Here is a 19,563-nt window from a genome sequence, read left to right on the forward strand (position 1 = left end):
CAAAAAGCGCACCGCCGCCGGAATTTTCATCCCCTTGGCTGCGGCACGCCCCGTCATTCATAACTATTCTATTTTCACAGTTGTGGCAAAAACTTATGCAGTTACGTCTTTTTCAAAAATTTTTATCTTTCAAACGCCCTATTATTTCATAAAGAATTTCTGTAAATCAGCCTCTGTCGTATCTTCGCCGATTGTAATTAACTCGGTACCGGTCAGACGCGCGAACATAGCGATGTCATCTCTTGTCAGAGCGGTAGATACAACGGAGTGATGAGCGCCGCCTGCGTAGCACCATGCAGCCGTACCGATCTGGAAGTTCGGTTTATGACGGTACATAATTCTCGCTACCGGAAGTTTTGGCATCGGTTTCGGCTGTTTTACAAGCTCAATATCTGCACAGATGATGCGGAAATGGTCGCCCATATCTACCATCGTTACCTGGATACCATCGCCGGTCACGCCGTCAAAGATCAGTCTTGCCGGATCCTCCTTGCCGCCGATACCCAGCGGAATTACATCAATCTCCGGTTTGGTTGCTGCAAATGCCGGCGGAACCTCCAGCATATGGGAAGCTAACTCTAACTCCTGTCCCGGAGTCAGATCGTAGGTATAATCCTCGATAAATCCGGTTGCTCCCTCTTTGCCCTCGGACATCTTCATCAGGACTGCAGACAGAGCGGAAATCTTGTAATCACCCTCCGGACCAAAGCCGATGCCTTTGCCCATCAGGTTCTGTGCTGCGATACCCGGAAGCTGCTTTAAGCCGTGCAGATCCTGGAATGTATCAGCAAATGCGCCGATTCCGTTCGCGGAGAGAAATTTTTCCAGACCCACTTCATATTTAGCCTGCTCGCGGACAGAATCAATGCGGTCGGTCTTCATTGTATACTTATCGGTATACTCTTTCATCTTCGCGTCGATCTCTTCCTCGGTTACCTGGTTGATGATGTCAACCAGATCGCCCAGTGCGTAATAGTTACACTCCCAGCCGTATTTGATCTGGCTCTCTACGCGGTCGCCGTCGGTAACCGCCACCTCGCGCATATTGTTGCCGAAGGAAGCCACCTTTAAGGACTTGGAGTAGGAGATAGCCTTTGCAACGGATGCAAACTGGCGGATCTTTGCTACCACATCATCATGTTTGTAATATCCAGCTACAACCTCATGCGGAATACCCATTCTGGCAACGATGAAGCCGTACTCACGGTCGCCATGTGCGGACTGGTTCAGGTTCATGAAATCCATGTCGATCTCATCATACGGAAGCTTCTCATTTGCCTGTGTATGTAAATGAAGCAGCGGTTTTCTTAATTCCTGCAGACCCTTGATCCACATTTTTGCAGGGGAGAAGGTGTGCATCCATGTGATAACGCCGACACAGTCATCATCATTGGAAGCTTTCCGCATATCCTGAATACAGATTTCAGAAGTCTCTACGGTTGGAAGAAGTTCGATCTCTGCCAGATCGCCCACTTTTTCGTTTAAGAATGCAACCATCTGACGGCTGTCTTCTGCAACCTGTTTCAGGCATTCCTCTCCGTATAAGTCCTGGGAACCCACAATAAAGTATAACTTTTTCATTTTAATCTGCCTCCTTGTCATTTTCAATGTATATCCCGAACCGAATTTCCGTTGTTAAACATCACCGGAAACCGGTACGAATACTTCTTTTCCTGCCAATCCGAATCCTCTATCATCCGCAGAAGATTGCGCGCTGTCAGCCGCCCAAGATTGTACTTGGGATGAATCACGGACAAGATCGTGAGATCCCCCTCCTGCACCGGTCCGGCATCATCAAACGATACCAGGGAAATATCTTCCGGCACGCGCAGTCCGCGGTCCTTTAAAAAATCCATATAGCTGCCCGCTACCTCGTCGTTGTAGAGGATCATCGCGGTACAGTCCTTCGTCCGGCGGTACATCCGCTGGAGTCCTTTTTTGCTTAATTTTTCTTCCATATCCCGGGTCGAATACCAGCGGATCCAGTCCTCCTGGAAATCGATCCCGAAATCCGACAGGCACTCGATAAAGCCGCGGTAACGCTCGATCCCCTGCCAGTCATCGTATTTGAAAATACCGCCGATCCGGGTATGTCCGTTCTGTATCAAAATCCGCGTCAACTCATAGCCCGCGCGCGCATCCGACATCTCCACGCTGTCAAACGTCTCATTCTGGTAATGATTGTGAATAAACAGCGTCGGAATATTTCTCCGCCGTATCTCCTTGTAAAGCCGCAGATTCGGATTCGGGAAACTGGAACGCGTCCCCTCGATGATGAGTCCGGACACATTGCGCCCCAGCATCCCCTTGAGATACAGGGCCTCATCATTTAAGCGGTTACGCGTGACCGAAACGCTGATCTCATAACCTTCCTCCCGCAGGACGGACTCGATTCCCTCGTACACCTGCGGAAACAGGTAATCTGAAAAATAACTGAGAATCAGTCCGATGCGGGGACGTTCTTCCTTATCCTTCTCCGGCGCATAGGAAACGTATGTGCCGCTTCCCTTGACCCGGGCAATCAGCCCGTCCTGCTCCAGGCGGTCGAGCGCGTTGCGGACCGTCTGGCGGGAGTATCCAAATTTATTCTGGAGCATATGCTCGGATGGAAACTTGTCCATATTCCGGAGCACCCCGCTCATAATCAGCGTCCGACCCCAGTTGTAGAGCTTCTGATATTTAAGTCCACCCTGATTCCGGCTGCTGTTCTCCCTCATACTGTAACCTCCAGATGTCGCTTTTGTCTGTCCTATTTGATAACCTGCAGAGACTGACGGTCTGCGAATACAGCTACGAATATCAGGAATACAACACCCTGGATGAGCTGCATCATCTGTGTGGTAAAGCCCATCATCGTCAGACCACTGTTCAGGACGATGTACAGAAGAGAACCAACGATGATATTCTCAAAACGTACCTTCGCACCACCGGAAATCGGCATACCGCCCAGTACCAGTGCAATCAGGATCTGGGTCTCAAGCTGGTTACCACCGGAAGAAGTAACCGAACCAACCTTGATAACATTGATAAATGCGGCAAATCCTGTGATCGCACCTGCCAGTGTGTAGATAAGGAACTTCATGCGGTCGGTACGGATGCCGGAGAACATCGCTGCTTTCTCACCTGCTCCGATCGCCTTTAAATAAGTACCAAACTTGGTAAAGCGGAATAAAATAAATCCGATAATCAGGACCACCAACGTACAAGCCAGCTTTAATTCAGTGCTGTCGAAGTTGATTAACATCGCAGAGCCGGCTACCGGCGCGTTGGTCGTCAGATATTTGATAAATCCACGGAATAAGAACATCGTACAAATCGTAACGATGAAGGATTTAATCTTGCGGTATACATAGAAGTAACCGTTGATGGCACCGATCGCTGCACCAACCGCGATACCTGCCACAATCGCCAGTGGAATGCTGGTCTTGGAAACCATGCAGACAACAATCGATGCAATACCAAGGATGGAACCCTGGGAGAAATCCAGACCGCCCATCGTCATGATAAAGAATACGCCGGTTGCCGAAATCATAGTGACATACACCTGGGAAAGTACCAGAGGAAGGTTATTCATCATCCGGAAATTCGTCAGGGCATTGAACATAAGAAAGATAATAATCAGTCCCGCAATCGGCAGAAGCGAACGGATCATCGTCATTTTTGATAACTTTTTGAGCTGCTGCTCTTTATTTTCCGTACTTGTCTTAACTTGATTCTCCATTGCATCCTCCTTATACCATCATCGTGATCAGGCTGTTCTCATCCATCGCCTCATCACGTTCCAGCTCACCGCTGATCTTGCCGTCCTTCATGATAATGATGCGGTCGCACATACCAATCAGCTCCATCAGCTCCTCGGAAATCATGATAATCGATTTTCCATTCTTTCTCATCTGGTTCATTAACTGGTAAATGTCCTGTTTAACCTTAATATCAATACCACGGGTCGGACTGTCGAGAACGACAATATCGGAATCTTTTCCAATCCATCTTGCCAGAACGACCTTCTGCTTATTACCACCAGAAAGCTCCGAAACGAACTGGTTTACGTTTACCATCTTAACGGACATCTGTTTTGCAAACTGGTTGGAAAATTCTCTTAATTTCTTATCGCTCAACAGGTGAATCTTGTTTGCCAGCGAATCCAGGGACGGCAGGCAGATGTTGTCGCCAATGCTCTGGTTTAAAACGACCGACTCATTATCACGATCCTTCGATGTATACGCGATGCTGTGCTTGATCGCGCTCGGGATATCGTTAATCTGCGTTCCGTCTGCCAGCTCTACCGTACCGGTTCTGTCATAGGATGCGCCAAAGATTGCTTTGCCGATCTCATGCATACCGGACTCAGACAGACCGCCAAAGCCAAGGATCTCGCCCTTGTGAAGTTCAAAACTGACATCCTCGATGAGTCCCGGAACCGTCACGTTCTTAACAGAAAGAACGACTTCATCTGATACTTTCTCACCGTAATCTGCACGGTAATAATCACCTGTTACCTCACGGCCTACCATCAGACGTTTCAGATCGTCCTCGGTCACATCCTTGCTCTTGACGGTATCAATGTAAACGCCGTCGCGCAGGATCGTGATGGTATCTGACTTCTCCAGAATCTCCGGAAGGTCATGGGAGATAAAGATGACTGTGTTGCCGCTCTCACGGATGCGGTTCATGTGTTTGTAAAGTTCTTCACGGCCTTCCTGGGAAAGTGCCGTGGTCGTCTCATCAATGACAACAATCTTCGGATTGAAGTAGGTCGCCTTTACGATCTCGACCAGCTTCCGGTCCTCGAAATTGTAGTTGTCGATAATGTCTGCCGCCTTGATACGCTCGAAGCCGTACTGTTTCAGAAGCTCCGTCGCCTTTTTATTCATGGCATTTGTATTTTTAATTCCCATATGTACGAACTGATCTTCGTGTCCCAGGAATATATTTTCCGCTACTGTAAGTCCTGACAAGGTTCCTAACTCCTGTACGATGATAGAAACACCCTCGTTGTTGGCTTCTACCTGATTCTTCGGATGAATCTCTTTCCCATCCAGAATGAAGGTACCGCTTCCGATACTGTAGATGCCGGTCAGCATGTTGGTCAGCGTCGATTTACCGGAACCATTCTCTCCGATCAGCGCGTGAACCTCGCCTTTATTGACATTAAAAGACACATTCTGAACTGCCTTCGTGATACCGAAGGACTTGCAAAGATTTTTTACCTGTAATCTTACCTCGCTCATTGCATTTCCTCCCTCGATTTACTTGACAATCTCGCCTTTTTCCGCTTTTGTGGTCAGCGTGATTATGATTAACAGTGCCAGACCTGTGATAACGTCCTGAATTGCTGTCGGTGCGCCCATCGCGATGAAACCAAAGAAAATAATGTTGATAACGAACTCTCCGATGACAATCGCCTGCAGCGGCATACCATATTTCTTAAATGCCAGACCGAAGAAGCATCCCATCGTCGGAACGAAGTTACGGCTCATCGACGCCATACCGGTTACCGCTACCATAGAGGAACCATAGCTGATCGTCAAAATAGCCATAACACCTAAAAATGCGCCGCTCAAAATAAATGCAAGCACTTTGTACTTATTGACATTGATACCCATGTTTTTCGCTACGAACTCGTTGCTGCCGATCGCATATGTATAAGTCCCAATCTTTGTATAATTTAAGAAAATGTAAGCTGCCACACATGCCAGAAGTGCCAGAATAATGTTCCAGGGCATCTGTCCGAATGCACGGAGGTTGGACGGAAGCGTCTGCTCCACGCCGCCTGCGATGTAGTTGGCAACCGACTCATAGATAAGAGCCAGACCCGTCGTTACAATCATGGACGGGATACGGAGTTTTACATAAAAAACACCGTTTAAAAGTCCGACAATCGTACCAGTCAGCACGCTGCCGATGATAAGACCGGCATATCCCATGCCGAAACGAGAGGCAAATACACAGCCTACAATCGCTGAAAGCATGATGTTCGCGCCGATGGAAAAATCGAACATACCCATAACCATAACAAAGTAAAAACCAACAGCACCAACCGTCGCGATCAGGCTGGCCTGAAAATAACTCAGCATATTGGCCGGAGAACCAAAATTGCCCGGCGTCAGAGCTTTAAAAATCGCCCAGGAAAGCACTACCAAACCCACCAGGATGATATAACCCTTGGCAGTTCCCGAAAGTTTTTTCTTTCCGGTTGTTTCAACAACAGAAGAACCCATATTTTATACCTCATTCATAACTGCTCAGTTTCTTTTTTCTTTTAAAGAAAAGACCGGCATCGCGCCGTGCGATACCGGCCTTTTCTATTACATTCAGCCTCTTAAAATTCTATAATTTGAATCAGTTTCTGAACTAATTAGTTGCCTGCTCTCTGTGCAGCATCCTCGATGGAGATACCAGCTGCAGTTGCTTTCAGGTCATCCAGGCTAAGCTCGGACATAGCTACCAGTTCCTCATCGGTGTATGGAAGCTGATCTACGAAGTACTGCTCATATGCTTTGTAGTCGTCCGGAGAAGATACATACAGATACGGGAACGGAACATCCTCGAAGTTACCCTCGATACCTGTGTAGTTGCCCTTGATTGCGTTGTAAACCATCATGAAAGCGATAAGCGGATCGCAGTAATGTCCACCGGACTCACCGGCCATAGAACCATTTTCAAGTCTCTCGCCCAGATCCGGAAGGAAGTCCGTGGAAACGATGTCGATATCCTGAGTCTTGCCTGCACGCTCAACTGCTGCGATAGCGCCCTGAAGCGGGTCACCGCCGCCGCCTGCCGGAATCAGTGCATCCAGAGTCGGATCTGCGGACATCAGAGCCTCTGCTGCCTTGGAACCACCCTCAGAAGAAGTACCTGCGTACTGCGGCTCAGACAGTTTTGCCTGATCATCCGGATGCTCTGCGTTCCATTTCTCAACACCAGCTTTGTAGCCTTCCCATCTGCCAAGCCAGGTAGCGTCGCCCTGCTCCCAGCCGATCAGACCGATGTTTCTGTCGCCCTTGTCCAGAAGAATCTGAACTAATTTTTCACCGTTCTCCGGCTCGTTCTCATGAACAGCGCCGATGTAGTATGGTGATGCGGTTGCTAAATCATAGATATCCTTGCTGTTCTCCTGGCTGATAACACGGAAGAACTGTGCCAGATATACTTTATTGTCATTACATGTCTTAATAGCGGATGTCATCTCTGTATCAGAAGAGTTGCAGATGATGATACCCTGGCATCCTGCTGCTGCTAACTGCTCTACGGATGCGGTAACCTTCTCCGACACATGACCCTGGTCAACATACTGAACCTGAACGCCCAGAGCCTTTGCTGCCTCGTCGATGATCAGCTTACACTGGGAACCAAGTACATCGGTGGAGGACCAGATGGAAACACCGATCTTGATGTCTTTGTTGTCGATCGTCGAAGCTGCTGCCTCGCTTCCTTCTGCTGCAGAAGCATCTGCTGCCTGTGTCGCATTTGCTGCTCCAGAGCCGCCGCATGCGGTCATGCTCACTGCCATCGCTGCTGCTGTCATGGATGCAGCGGCACGTTTGAACATTTTTTTCATTCTAACTACCTCCCATAAAATTTTCTTTGCAAGCGGCACCCCAGCCGCACTGCGTTGTTGCTTTTCACAACTTTTTGTAATTTTATTATAACAATCTAGGACAAATTGCGCAAGTAAATACAAGAGCATTTTTTCATAAAGTTGTATTTTATTTTGTATATTGTTATAAATTTAACGTCTAATTTTGACATTCTTTTATCCGAAATACAAATGATGCATAAATTAAAGCGGCTGTTTTCGCTAAATATTTATGCATCATGTATAGGTTTGTTGATTTTCTCTCGAATTATGTCGAATCAAAAAAATACATCTTTATATTGTTTCTGATATGTACTGTACTTTTTTCAGATGTCTTCCCTCTCTTTGCATGGATATTTCCCGTCATTTTGACTGTTCTATCTTGATGCTGTCATACCAGACATTCATGCCGGTTTGTCTGTCTCCGGAAGAGAATTTCTACTTTTTCTTCTTTACCATCGCAAGGATCGACTGAAGCACGATGAAGAAGCATAAAAGCGCCGCGATCGTGATACGGGTCCACCAGGAAGAAAGGGTTCCCTGGAAAGTGATAAATGCCTCGATCGTCGCCTTGATAAGGACGCCAAACAGGGTTCCGAATACATTACCGACGCCGCCGGTTAAGAGCGTGCCGCCGATAACAGAGGAAGCTATCGCATCCATCTCGAAGCCCTTTGCCTGCTCAACGAAGCCGCCCAGCGTATTCAGACAGAACAGGACACTGCCGACGCCGCAAAGGAAACCGTCCAGGATATAGGCTTTTAGTTTTACCCGGCGCACATTTAAGCCCATCATCAGCGCTGACTGCTCGTTGCCGCCGATCGCATAGATGCTGCGTCCAAATTTCGTATATTTCAGCATGATAAATGCCAGAACCAGAAGAACCAGCGCAATCACAACCGTCGGATAGATATATGGATAAATCATCATGCCTTTTTTGTTGAGATAGCCGCCGAACGGAATATAAAGTTTCATCTTCGCCCATGCCATGAAAGTTTCATTCGTAATACTGATCATGTCCTTGGAAATGATCGCAGTCATGCCGCGGGCAAAGAACATACCCGCCAGGGTAACAATGAATGGCTGGATATCCATGTAGGCAACCAGAAATCCCTGTACCAGACCGAAGACAATCCCGGTCACCAGCACGATGAGAACCGCCGGAACCGCACCGATACCGCCTTTTTCCATCATCCATGCCAACATCATACAGCCCATCGCCACGAAGGAACCGACGCTGATATCGATACCGCCGGTGATCATGACGATCGTCATGCCGATACCGATGACAATCAGACCCGCATTGGAAATAAAGAGGTTTAAGAAATTCTGTGTCTTGGCAAAGCCCTGTGCATTAAAGAGCACGCAGCCGATCGCGTACATCACGAAGAACAGCAGGATCGTGACAAGAAGCAGGAACGTGTTCTGATTTAATTTCTTCTTTTCTTTCATGATTTATGCCGCCTCCTTTCCTGCCGCGCCCAGTTCTTTTTTCTGTGCCAGAGATTTTCTCCATCTAGCGAATCCCGGTGACTGGAGTGCTACGATGATGACAACCACGATCGCCTTGTAAACCGGAACCTGATCCGAGGATACGTGCATCGCATACAAGGTGGTCGTCAGCGCCTGAATCGTATACGCGCCGATGACGGAACCTGCCAGCGAGAATTTACCGCCGCCGAGGGAGTTTCCGCCGATGGCAACTGCCAGAATCGCATCCAGCTCCATATTAAGACCGATGTTATTCGCATCCGCCGAGTAGATGCGGCTGGAAGCAATCAGACCGGAAAGACCGGAGCAGAGTCCACAGTACGCATAAGTAAGGAAAATAATCATAACCGACTTGATGCCGACGAGCTGGGACGCACGTTTATTGATACCGACCGACTGGATGTACATACCCAGTGCCGTTTTCTTCAAGAGTAATGAAGTCAGCGCCACAACGACGACCGCCACGATAAACGGGGTCGGAACCGGGAATCCCGGAAGGGAAGCGCCCAGGGTACGGTAGCTGTCCACGCGCACGTATGTGATCTGTCCATCCGTGATCAGCTGGGCGATACCGCGCCCGGCGGTAAACATGATAAGAGTCGCTACCATCGGCTGGATGTTTAACTTTGCAACCAGAAAACCGTTGAAGCAGCCAATCGCCGCGCCGACGATGAGCGCTGCCAGGAAGCCGAGAATCAGCGGATTGGCATATGCAGTTGCTGCGCGCTCGCCGCCGGTTAAGAGGTTGCAGCAGACTGCCGCACTGACCGCCATGATCGCGCCGACGGAAATATCCGTTCCAGCGGAGGACGATACGACAAGCGTCATGCCGACTGCCAGAATCACCAGCTCTGACGCACGGTTGATGATATCGATTAAGTATCCGTAGAGAACGCCGTTCCGCACCTCGATCGCGAAGAAGTTCGGCGTCGTGACGATATTTACCAGCAATACCAGCGCAAGGCAGAAAATCGGGAGAAACAGCCTCTGCGAGGTAATTTTTTTGAACGTCATATTTTTCATAGCTACTGTCCTCCTGCAATGGTTGACATGATGTTGGACTGGTTCATCTCATCCTCGGAAAGTTCTCCTACCTTTGCACCATCGCGCATAACAACCATGCGGTCGCAGGTACGGAGCATCTCCTCGATCTCGGAAGAAATGAACACGACTGCCATGCCCTGTTCTGCCAGTTTTACGACCAGTTTCTGAATCTCTGTCTTGGTTCCGACGTCGATACCACGGGTCGGCTCGTCCAGAATCAGGAAATCCGGGTTGGTCAGAAGCCAGCGTCCGATGATTACCTTCTGCTGGTTGCCGCCGGAGAGTGATTTGATCGGTGTCTCACGGCTGGCGGTCTTAATCTGCAGCATATCAATGTATTTATCGGTAAATTCTTCCTGCTGCTTGCGGCTGAGCAGGTGGAACATACCGCGTTTTGCCTGAAGTGCCATGATCAGGTTCTCACGCACGGATAGATCCGCGATGATACCCTCGTTTTTCCGATCCTCCGGCAGATATGCCATGCCGGCATTCATCGAAATCAGCGGGTGGCGCGCCGCGATCGGTCTTCCCTTGACGCTCAGCTCGCCCTCATCCGGCTTTTCCGCTCCATAGAGAACACGGACCGTCTCAGAACGTCCCGAACCCAGAAGCCCGGTAAATCCGACGACTTCACCCTTGTGAATCACCAGATCAAACGGCTTTATGTATCCTTTCTTTCCGAGTCCCACCGCCTTGATGACGATGTCCGCTTCGCCGTGTTTCTCCTCACTCTTGGAATCCTTGATCGCTGCCAGATCATCGAAATCCTTTCCCATCATCTTGGCAACCAGCTGGACTCTCGGAAGCTCCGCCGTCGTAAATTGTCCTACCAACTGCCCATTCCGAAGAACGGTGATCTTATCGCAGACTGCATACACCTGCTCCAGGAAATGTGTAACGAATATGATGCCGACGCCTTCGGATTTCAGGCGGCGCATCAGATTAAAGAGCTTTTCTACCTCTCCATCATCGAGGGAGGAGGTCGGCTCATCAAGAATCAATACCTTTGCCGACATATCGACTGCACGGGCGATCGCTATCATCTGCTGAATTGCAATCGAATAATTGTCGATCGTCTGTGTTACATCTGCATGTATGTCAAGGTCCTGCAGCAGTTTGCTGGCCTTTTTATTCATTGTTTTCCAGTCAATCAATCCGCCTTTTCGCGGTTCGCGTCCGATAAACAGATTCTCTGCAACCGTCAGGTTCGGACAGAGATTGACTTCCTGATACACGGTGCTGATGCCCCGGTTCTGTGCCTCCTGCGGGCTGCGGTTGATGATCGCATGATCGCAGCCGTCTATCATGATTTCCCCTGTTTCAAACTCCTCTACACCCGTCAGGACTTTGATCAGCGTGGATTTTCCTGCGCCATTTTCCCCCATCAGGGCATGAATTTCGCCTTTTTTTAAGGTAAAATCCACATTCTGCAGAGCTTTTACACCCGGGAATGTCTTATAAATATGCCTCATCTCAAGAACGGAATCCTTTTCCATAAAAGCTTTGCCTCCTTATTTTTTGAAAAAGAAAGCGCAGGGACGGAAACCTAAGCCTCCAGCCCCGCGCCTCCTGATTGCCAAGTGCCTGCCGTCCGCCGAAACCTCCGGTCTGACACTCATTCACTTACGGTCAAAAGCGATTGCCTGTCCGATTATTAACATTTAAAAATACCATTCAAAAGCGAATTAGTAAGCTCTTGTCTTTAAGATTTCTTCCAGATCCATGCTTGTATCGAAGTATGCTTCGTCTACGTACTGAATCTTCTCAACCTCTTCGCCTTTTACCAGTTTCTGGATGATTTCAGCTACACGCGGACCATGAAGCGGGTTGCACTCGAAGGTTGCGTTTAAGTCGCCAGCGATCATGGACTCGAAAGCTGCCTTTACAGAGTCAAAACTTACAACGATGATGTCGCCGTCCGGACCACAGGTCTTGCCTGCTGCCTTGATAGCATCGATGGCACCAAATGCCTCGTTATCATTCTCACAGATAACAACGTCGATGTCATCATAGCTCTTTAAGAAGGACTCCATAACTTCCTGTCCTTTTGCCTGGGTGAACTCACCAGACTGTCTGTCAAGCATCTTCCAGTTGGAGTGCTCTTTCAGCTTGTTGTCCATACCTTCCGTACGGCCAACCTGTGCGGATGCACCGATGGTACCCTGAATGGTAACCATGTTGATCTCTTCGTCGCCGCGTCCCTGATCCTCTAAATATTTAGCCAGCCAGTCGCCGCAGGTCTCGCCTTCTTTTACGAAGTTTCCGCCTACCCATGCCTCATACAGGCTGTCATCAGAAAGCTGCATCTGACGGTCAGAAAGGATAACCGGGATACCAGCCTCTTTTGCTTCTTCCAGAACGGTCTCCCAGCCAGTCTCAACAACCGGAGCAACTACGATGTAGTCAACACCCTGCTGGATGAAAGAACGGATTGCCTTAATCTGATTTTCCTGTTTCTGCTGTGCATCGTCGAAAATCAGTTTGTAACCATTTTCCTCAGTAAATGTAGATTTGAAAGATTCGGTGTTGGCTGTTCTCCAGTCAGACTCAGCACCAACCTGTGCATAACCTACGGTAATCAGATCGCCGTCTGCTGCCGCTTCTTTCTCTTCGCCCTCTTCTGCTGCCTCTGTATCAGCCGGAGCTGCTGCCTCCGTCTCTTTCTCAGCCGGATTGCTTGTACAAGCGGTCATGGATAACGCCATTGCTGCTGCTAAAGCTGCGGACACTAATCTTTTTCTCATACTGTTTCCTCCTTATAAGACCCAATATATTTGTTTTTGCGTATTTATTATAACAAAGCACCCCGCATCATGGATACGGGGCATCTTTGGAAAAAGGTATATTATTTTTTTGCGATGTTTGTCGTTTTCTGTGTTTTTCCGGGTATGTCTTTAAAAAATTACAATTTTTTTCGAAAAAGTTATGATTTTTTTTGATTTCCCAAATAAACCTTAAAGCAGGTGCCGATATTCTTTTCAGATTCAACCAGGATCTCAGCCTGATCGCCATAATACATCTGAATCCGCTGTGCCACATTATGTAACCCAAATCCGCCGCTGCCGATCAGGGCAAGTTCCTCTTCCGGTTCCAGTGTCAGCTTGGCGCGCACGGCGGCAAGCTCCGCCTCATCCATGCCAATCCCATCGTCCTCCACCTCAAAGACAAGCCCATTCCGATCCTCATAGCCGCGGAGCACAATGCATCCGCCGCCGCGCTTATTTTTGATGCCGTGGTAGAGGGCATTTTCCACCAGCGGCTGCAGCAGCATTTTCAGCACAATCCGGTGCCGGATGGACGGCTCGATCTCGATCGAATAGTCGAGAATGTCCTCGTACCGGATCTTCTGAATCTTTAAATAGCTCCGGATGTGTGATTCTTCCTCCTCGATCGTGATGAAATCGCGCCCGCCCGATAAAACCGTGCGAAAAAAGTCGCTTAAATCCGTCGTCATCTCCACGACCTGGCGGTTGTTGCCGCCCTCTGCCATCCATACGATCGAATCAAGTGTATTATAGAGGAAATGGGGACTGATCTGCTCCTGGTGGAGGCGCAGCTCCAGCTCCCGCAGGTTCTTCTGCTCCTGCCTCGTCTTATCAAGCAGCCGCCGGATGCGGTCGCTCATCTGGTTAAACGCCCGTGCCAGCACGTTGATCTCTTCCAGTCCGCCCGTTCTCGCCCTCGCATTCAGGTTCCCGCGGCCGAGCTGTTCTGCCGTCCTCTGTAACTGCTGCAGCGGTTCCGTGATGGATTTCGTGATCGTGACTGCCAGAAACATACCGACCACCAGCACCACCAGAAGAAGCGCCAGATAGCTCTGCATCTGATCCGCCATCTGCACCTTCAGCTCTTTCTGAAGCTGCTCCATGTTGATCATCTCATAATAGGTATACTGCGTGATGTAATCCTGAATCATCGAGCAAAGACCCTGGATGTCATTCTCCCAGATATTGACATTTTCATCGTAATATCCACCGGCGGCGGCATTTCCAATCATTTTATCCACTGCCCGCTCCAGGGAATCCAGACAGGAGAGGATACCTCTTATCTTGATATCACAGTCCGACCCCGGTTCCCGCTCGATCGTCGTTCCGAACGCCTGTCTCGCCGACGCAATCAGGCTGTGGGGATTCTTGACCACCGTCGCATACTTCGTCTCGCCCTCGACAATATCTCCATTTTCGAACTGTTCCGCGTCGATCAGCCCGATCATAACACGGTACATCGAATACTCCATATCCGATTTGAACTTTATGTTGTACTCATTCGCCGTCTTTAGATTCGCCAGAATCGCGTCATAGGAAGCAGAATAGGAGGCGATCATCTTCTGGAATCCGAGCGCCATGCCTGTCAATGGAATGGCGATCACGAAGAGGAGAAGGATCAGACGGGCGCGGAGAGAAAGAGGGCGATATGGACGGGCAACAGATAATGAATCAGCGCCCGGATCCTGATTTTTATTCAAATCTGCCATCTCTTCTGTTTTTCCAATCTGCCCCTGCTCCACTCCCATATCTTTCCTCCCTTTTTCAGTTATGTACTGACACTTTTCTTACTCCTGCCGCGTCTGGCTCGCCTTATACTCTTTCGGCGACTGCCCCATCGCTTTCTTGAATGCCGCGCTGAAATAGTGTGAATCGTTGTATCCCACCTGCTCCCCGATCTCGGACGTCCGGTAGGAGGTACATTTCAAAAGTTCACACGCCCGTTCCATCCGCACCTGCGTCAGATACTCCACAAAGGACTGCCCCGTCTCCTGCTTGAAAATCGAGCTGAAATAGCTCGGACTGACGCCAATGTGCACGGCAATCCGGTTCAGCGACAGGTCGCTCTGGCTGAAATTTGCCCGGATATATTCCTTTGCATCCCGGATCACGCTGCCATAACGGTCGTTCGACGCCCGGTCGCGCGCCTGCAGAGCAGCCGTAAACTCCTCAATCAGATAGGCTTTCGTCATCTCCACGCTCTCGATCACCTTCGGAACCCGTTTTATGTCAACCACGCTTTCCGAAACCTCCGGCGGCTCCGCTTTCAATTTCTTCAAAAACTCCTGCACACAGTAAAAAATATCCATCGTCATATACTGACGCAGCAAGAGCGATTTGTAATTATGTTCACCGATCGCTGCGAAATACTCCTCGACAAACGGACTGCACTCTTCGACTGAGCCGAGCTTTAAAAAATCGTTGATAAGCTTCCGGTCAACGCCGCTGTAATCCGTTTTGTCCAGAAATTCTGTATATTTTTCGTAGCTGACAAAATACCGCTCCAGAAGCCTCGATTTTTCCCGTTCTTCCCGGATCTCGTCCGCCGCCTTTTTCAACGCATCGATGAGTCCCGCCGAGGATACCGGTTTCAGCAGATAATCGCTGATTCCTATCTTGATCGCCTCTTTTGCATATTCAAATTCATTGTAGCCGCTGAGCACGATGATCCGCGTGCGCGGAAGCGTCTTTTTCACCAGACGGCTCAGCTCCAGCCCGTCCATAAACGGCATCTTGATATCCGTTACCAGAATATCCGGCTGTGCCTTCAATATCAGCGGATACGCGTACTCGCCGTCGCCCGCCTCCCCCGCAAATTCAAATCCGTGGCTTGCCCAGTCAATATTATCCCGGATACCGCGCCGGATAATCGCCTCATCCTCTACCAGAAACACCTTTACCATGGTTTTCCCCCCTGGACTCCATTTTTCTCTATCCTTTTTATCCATTTGCCCGAATACACCCGTTTTTCATTTCCGTCCACCGCCATTTTGCCGGCTGAAAATATTCACGCCTTACTTCTTCTCACTCACCTCATACAAATCACTCCGCCGGTTTTCCAACGACGGAATCTGTTTCCGTATCTTATCCAGATAATCTAAATCAATCTCCGCATAGGTGATCCCCGGTGCATCCTTTGACCGTGCAATCACCGTTCCCCACGGATCTGCCACCAGGCTGTTGCCGTATGCTGCATACGCCGGTTTCTGTCCAATCTGTCCCGCTGCCACAATGTAACAGCCGTTCTCGATCGCCCGTGCCCGCAGAAGAACCTCCCAGTGATCCTTTCCCGTCGGCATCGTAAAGCTCGCTGGAACAAAGATAACCTGCGCCCCGCGAAGCGCCATGAGCCGGTAAATCTCCGGAAAACGCACATCATAGCAGATCGACATTCCAAAAACGCCCAGCTCCGTCTCCACCGTCACAATCGAATCGCCCGGTTTGACCCGGTCCGACTCCCGGTACGGCGTGCCGTCCGCCAGCGTGATGTCAAACATATGCAGTTTGCTGTATGTCGCCAGAATCTTCCCCTCCGGCGAAATCAGCACACTCGTATTTGCCGATCGCTTTTCCCCCGGAAGTGCCTGCGTGATACTGCCCCCTTGAATATAGATGCCGTGTTCCTTCGCTTTCGCGCAGAGGCGCTCGGTCGTGTACCCTGGAATTTCCTCGCGTCCGCCGCCTTCACCGATATTTTTCCCGATCAGATTCATCACCTCCGGGAAACAAATAAGCTTCGCCCCCCTTGCCGCCGCCTCGTCAATCCAGGCGCATGCCGTCTCCAGATTTTTCCCTTTATCATTCTGCGTATCCATCTGCATCAATGCCACTGTATATCTGCGTATCATAAATACCCCCTGTATCCTGTCTATAAGCGCTTTTCTCTCCACAATTACCTATATTTTATTATAGCATCTCTTTTCCACACGGGTCAACCAATGCAAGGCGCTTCTCGCACAACCAGTAACCCGGCTTTGTTACTATACACGCATACGTGTCCAGTAACGGAATTTGCCGTGGCTTCGCATTTCAATACGGCAAATTCCTGCTGCCACCACGTTTTCTTACGGCACTTTCGGTTCCAAAAGTGCCTACCCGTGTACAGTAACCCGGCTTTTCATTTCCGCATATTATAAAGTAAGAATGTTTCAAGGAGCGTAACTGTCCCACTGATACACAGTTACCCAGGTATTTGCTTATGCCGCCCATTCTGGAAGTTTCCGGGCTTTCCTATTCCTATCACACGATGTCTGGGGAGACGAAAGCCCTTTCTGATATATCATTTCAGGTAGAAACCGGCGAATTTATCGCCATTGTCGGACCGTCCGGCTGTGGAAAATCCACGCTGCTTTCCTTAATCAGCGGGCTCCTTCCTCTGGAAGAGGGTTCCATTCTTATAAATGGGGTTCCACTCTCGAAAAGCCAGTGCCGCATCGGTTATATGCTGCAGAGCGACCAGCTTTTTGAATGGAGGACGATCATCCAGAATGCTGCCCTCGGGCTGGAAATCCAGAAAAAAATGGATCATGCCGCGGAAGACCGCCTCCACCGGCTCTTAAAAATCTACGGACTGGAACAATTTGAGCATTCCCGCCCCTCCGAACTATCCGGTGGAATGCGCCAGCGCGCCGCCCTGATCCGGACACTGGCGCTGGAACCGGAGCTTCTGCTTCTCGACGAACCATTTTCGGCGCTCGATTATCAGACACGCTTAACCGTCTGCGACGATATCAGCACCATCATCCGGGAGAGCCGCAAAACAGCGATTCTGATCACCCACGACCTCTCCGAAGCCGTGAGTGCCGCCGACCGCATCCTGGTTCTGACTAAACGCCCCGGAACCATCTGCCGCATCCTGCCGGTTACCTTCCCGCTGTCCGCTAACCGACCGCTGGAACGCCGGAATGATCCGGCTTTTTCTCTTTATTTCAATGAACTATGGAAGACACTGCAAGGGGAGGGCAAAAAGTATGAAATGTAAGAAAGAATCCACCGCCCAGAAAGCCTACCTCCGCCGCCAGCTCCATCGGCGCCGTCTGGTTCTCTTCTGCCGGATTTTCTTATTCGTTTTCTTTTTAATATGCTGGGAAATGAGCGCCCGACTGGGGCTCATCGACGCGTTTATTTTCAGTTCCCCGTCACGCACCGTGCGCTGTTTCCTGCGGATGATGCAGGACAAAAGCATCCTCATCCACACCGGTGTGACGCTCTATGAAACGCTGATCAGCTTTACACTGGTCATCCTCTGCGGGCTGATCGGCGCGATTCTCCTCTGGTCGAGCCGGAATCTTTCAGAGATTCTGGAGCCGTATCTCGTCATGCTCAACAGTCTGCCGAAATCCGCCCTCGCCCCGATTCTCATCGTCTGGCTTGGGAGCAACATCCGCACGATCATCGTTGCCTCCATCTCGGTCGCTGTCTTCGGCTCGATCCTGACACTCCACAACGGATTTTCCTCGATGGATCCCGACCAGATCAAATTAATCCGGTCCCTCGGAGGAAACCGGATTCATATTTTAACCAAAGTCCTGCTGCCAGGCTCAATCCCGCTGATTCTCGCCAACATGAAGGTCAACATCGGTCTCTGCCTGGTCGGCGTCATCATCGGTGAATTTCTCGCTGCCAAACAGGGACTCGGATATCTGATCATCTACGGCTCACAGGTATTCCAGATGGATATGGTTGTGATGAGTATTATTCTTTTATGTATTATGTCTGCGGCGCTATATCAGGGAGTAGGAATACTGGGAAAATTTCTACAGCAGCAATATCACCAGCATTAAATCTGTCCCCTGCTTCACGTTTGCTGTTCTTAAACGCCTGCATTTTTCCGCATCCTGTTCCCGCCGAAGCCTGTTTCCTGCCGCTTTTCTTTCCCTCATCCTGTAGAAAACTTGCAGGGAACAGACTTTACAGCTTCTGCTCCTTCTCCAGCTTCTCTGCTTCTTCCATCTCCTCTGCCGCCTCGACTGCCGTCTCCTCTGGAGTCTCGCTTTCAAGCGGAGCCGTACCGACCGCGATAAAGGTTCTCGCAGCCGCCAATGGCAGAAAGCCTACATAGGCGCTGTAGATGCCGAACTGACCGACCGCCCACGCTCCGAGTACCACGCCCAGGAAAAAGCTGATGACCGTATAGGTATAAAGAATTGCTTTTCTCTTAAATTCCTTATCCTTTGTCAGACCGTACTGCAGCCAGCCAAGCACCGACTGTTTGAAGTTGTTCGTCATAAAGATCGTCGCACTGTTAAATCCGTCGGCACCGGAATAGACGCCCCACTGAAATGCGGATGCAAAGAAAATCGGATAAATTCCGACCAGCGCCGGTTCAAGCGGCAGCATCGATGCCAGTGCCAGCGCAGCCGCATCCACCCAGAGGGCAAGTTTCCGCATGTTTATATTCGTAAAGTTCGTGAGCAGATATGCGGATGCCACGCCCAGTCCAAACAGCACCAGCGCAGCCAGGCGCAGAAGGACGTTAAACCATTCCATCGATACCAGTTCCGCTCCCATCTCCATCAGGTTGCCTGTCTGAGCAGAGCCAAAGTTTCCGGCATGAAGCAAAATCGCATAGGCTCCGAGAAATCCCCCGACCAGGGATATATTCCAATGAAGGATCGCATCCAGGCGATCCCGAATCACTTTCTGTACCATACCATTACCGCCTTTCGCGGTTGATTGTATCGC

Annotated in this window: 16 protein-coding genes; 2 read left to right on the forward strand and 14 right to left on the reverse strand. The window is 49.8% G+C overall.

What is annotated here, in order from left to right; all coding sequences use genetic code 11:
* Window positions 1-141 precede the first annotated feature (141 nt).
* The 13 genes from araA to DWZ76_RS06690 all read right to left on the reverse strand — a co-directional run bounded on the left by araA (window position 142) and on the right by DWZ76_RS06690 (window position 16,727).
* On the reverse strand, window positions 142-1,581 hold the full coding sequence (gene araA, locus DWZ76_RS06630; protein ID WP_022358939.1) for an L-arabinose isomerase: 1,440 nt from the start codon (window positions 1,579-1,581) through the stop codon (window positions 142-144).
* Window positions 1,582-1,604: 23 nt separating this feature from the next.
* Window positions 1,605-2,717 carry a GntR family transcriptional regulator gene (locus DWZ76_RS06635; protein ID WP_107000585.1) on the reverse strand — a complete coding sequence of 371 codons (1,113 nt, stop codon included), beginning with the start codon at window positions 2,715-2,717 and terminating at the stop codon, window positions 1,605-1,607.
* Between the two features lie 32 nt (window positions 2,718-2,749).
* Window positions 2,750-3,721 (reverse strand): ABC transporter permease, encoded by a 972-nt coding sequence (locus DWZ76_RS06640; RefSeq protein ID WP_107000586.1) that lies wholly within the window; start codon window positions 3,719-3,721, stop codon window positions 2,750-2,752.
* Between the two features lie 10 nt (window positions 3,722-3,731).
* Window positions 3,732-5,231 (reverse strand): sugar ABC transporter ATP-binding protein, encoded by a 1,500-nt coding sequence (locus DWZ76_RS06645; RefSeq protein WP_118472222.1) that lies wholly within the window; start codon window positions 5,229-5,231, stop codon window positions 3,732-3,734.
* An 18-nt stretch (window positions 5,232-5,249) separates the two neighbouring features.
* Window positions 5,250-6,221: an ABC transporter permease gene (locus tag DWZ76_RS06650; RefSeq protein ID WP_107000588.1), complete on the reverse strand. Its 972-nt coding sequence runs from the start codon at window positions 6,219-6,221 to the stop codon at window positions 5,250-5,252.
* 137 nt (window positions 6,222-6,358) lie between these two features.
* Window positions 6,359-7,561 carry a sugar ABC transporter substrate-binding protein gene (locus tag DWZ76_RS06655; protein ID WP_107000589.1) on the reverse strand — a complete coding sequence of 401 codons (1,203 nt, stop codon included), beginning with the start codon at window positions 7,559-7,561 and terminating at the stop codon, window positions 6,359-6,361.
* Window positions 7,562-8,017: 456 nt separating this feature from the next.
* Entirely contained in the window at window positions 8,018-9,031 is a 1,014-nt protein-coding gene (locus tag DWZ76_RS06660; RefSeq protein ID WP_117796234.1) for a sugar ABC transporter permease YjfF, read from the reverse strand.
* A gap of 3 nt (window positions 9,032-9,034) precedes the next feature.
* Window positions 9,035-10,093, reverse strand: coding sequence for an ABC transporter permease (locus tag DWZ76_RS06665; protein ID WP_118472223.1), 1,059 nt, complete (start codon window positions 10,091-10,093; stop codon window positions 9,035-9,037).
* 2 nt (window positions 10,094-10,095) lie between these two features.
* Window positions 10,096-11,610, reverse strand: a complete 1,515-nt coding sequence (locus DWZ76_RS06670) for a sugar ABC transporter ATP-binding protein (protein ID WP_118472224.1) — start codon at window positions 11,608-11,610, stop codon at window positions 10,096-10,098.
* Between the two features lie 189 nt (window positions 11,611-11,799).
* Window positions 11,800-12,858, reverse strand: coding sequence for an ABC transporter substrate-binding protein (locus DWZ76_RS06675; protein WP_118472225.1), 1,059 nt, complete (start codon window positions 12,856-12,858; stop codon window positions 11,800-11,802).
* 179 nt (window positions 12,859-13,037) lie between these two features.
* Window positions 13,038-14,627, reverse strand: coding sequence for a sensor histidine kinase (locus DWZ76_RS06680; protein ID WP_118472226.1), 1,590 nt, complete (start codon window positions 14,625-14,627; stop codon window positions 13,038-13,040).
* Between the two features lie 39 nt (window positions 14,628-14,666).
* Complete coding sequence (locus tag DWZ76_RS06685; protein ID WP_118472227.1) at window positions 14,667-15,782, reverse strand: response regulator; 1,116 nt, start codon at window positions 15,780-15,782, stop codon at window positions 14,667-14,669.
* A gap of 111 nt (window positions 15,783-15,893) precedes the next feature.
* Window positions 15,894-16,727 carry a carbon-nitrogen hydrolase family protein gene (locus DWZ76_RS06690; protein ID WP_118472228.1) on the reverse strand — a complete coding sequence of 278 codons (834 nt, stop codon included), beginning with the start codon at window positions 16,725-16,727 and terminating at the stop codon, window positions 15,894-15,896.
* Between the two features lie 350 nt (window positions 16,728-17,077).
* Here DWZ76_RS06690 and DWZ76_RS06695 point away from each other — a divergent pair, with 350 nt between their 5' ends.
* Window positions 17,078-17,860 (forward strand): ABC transporter ATP-binding protein, encoded by a 783-nt coding sequence (locus DWZ76_RS06695; protein ID WP_118472229.1) that lies wholly within the window; start codon window positions 17,078-17,080, stop codon window positions 17,858-17,860.
* Window positions 17,850-18,662, forward strand: a complete 813-nt coding sequence (locus DWZ76_RS06700; RefSeq protein ID WP_118472230.1) for an ABC transporter permease — start codon at window positions 17,850-17,852, stop codon at window positions 18,660-18,662. Before DWZ76_RS06695 ends, DWZ76_RS06700 begins: the two co-directional genes overlap by 11 nt.
* Window positions 18,663-18,789: 127 nt before the next feature.
* On the opposite strand, the gene DWZ76_RS06705 is transcribed toward DWZ76_RS06700, so the two are convergent.
* Window positions 18,790-19,530: a YoaK family protein gene (locus DWZ76_RS06705; RefSeq protein ID WP_118472231.1), complete on the reverse strand. Its 741-nt coding sequence runs from the start codon at window positions 19,528-19,530 to the stop codon at window positions 18,790-18,792.
* Between the last annotated feature and the right edge of the window lie 33 nt (window positions 19,531-19,563).

Source organism: Clostridium sp. AF35-15 (assembly GCF_003477745.1).
Taxonomy (GTDB): Bacteria; Bacillota; Clostridia; order Lachnospirales; family Lachnospiraceae; genus Otoolea; species Otoolea fessa.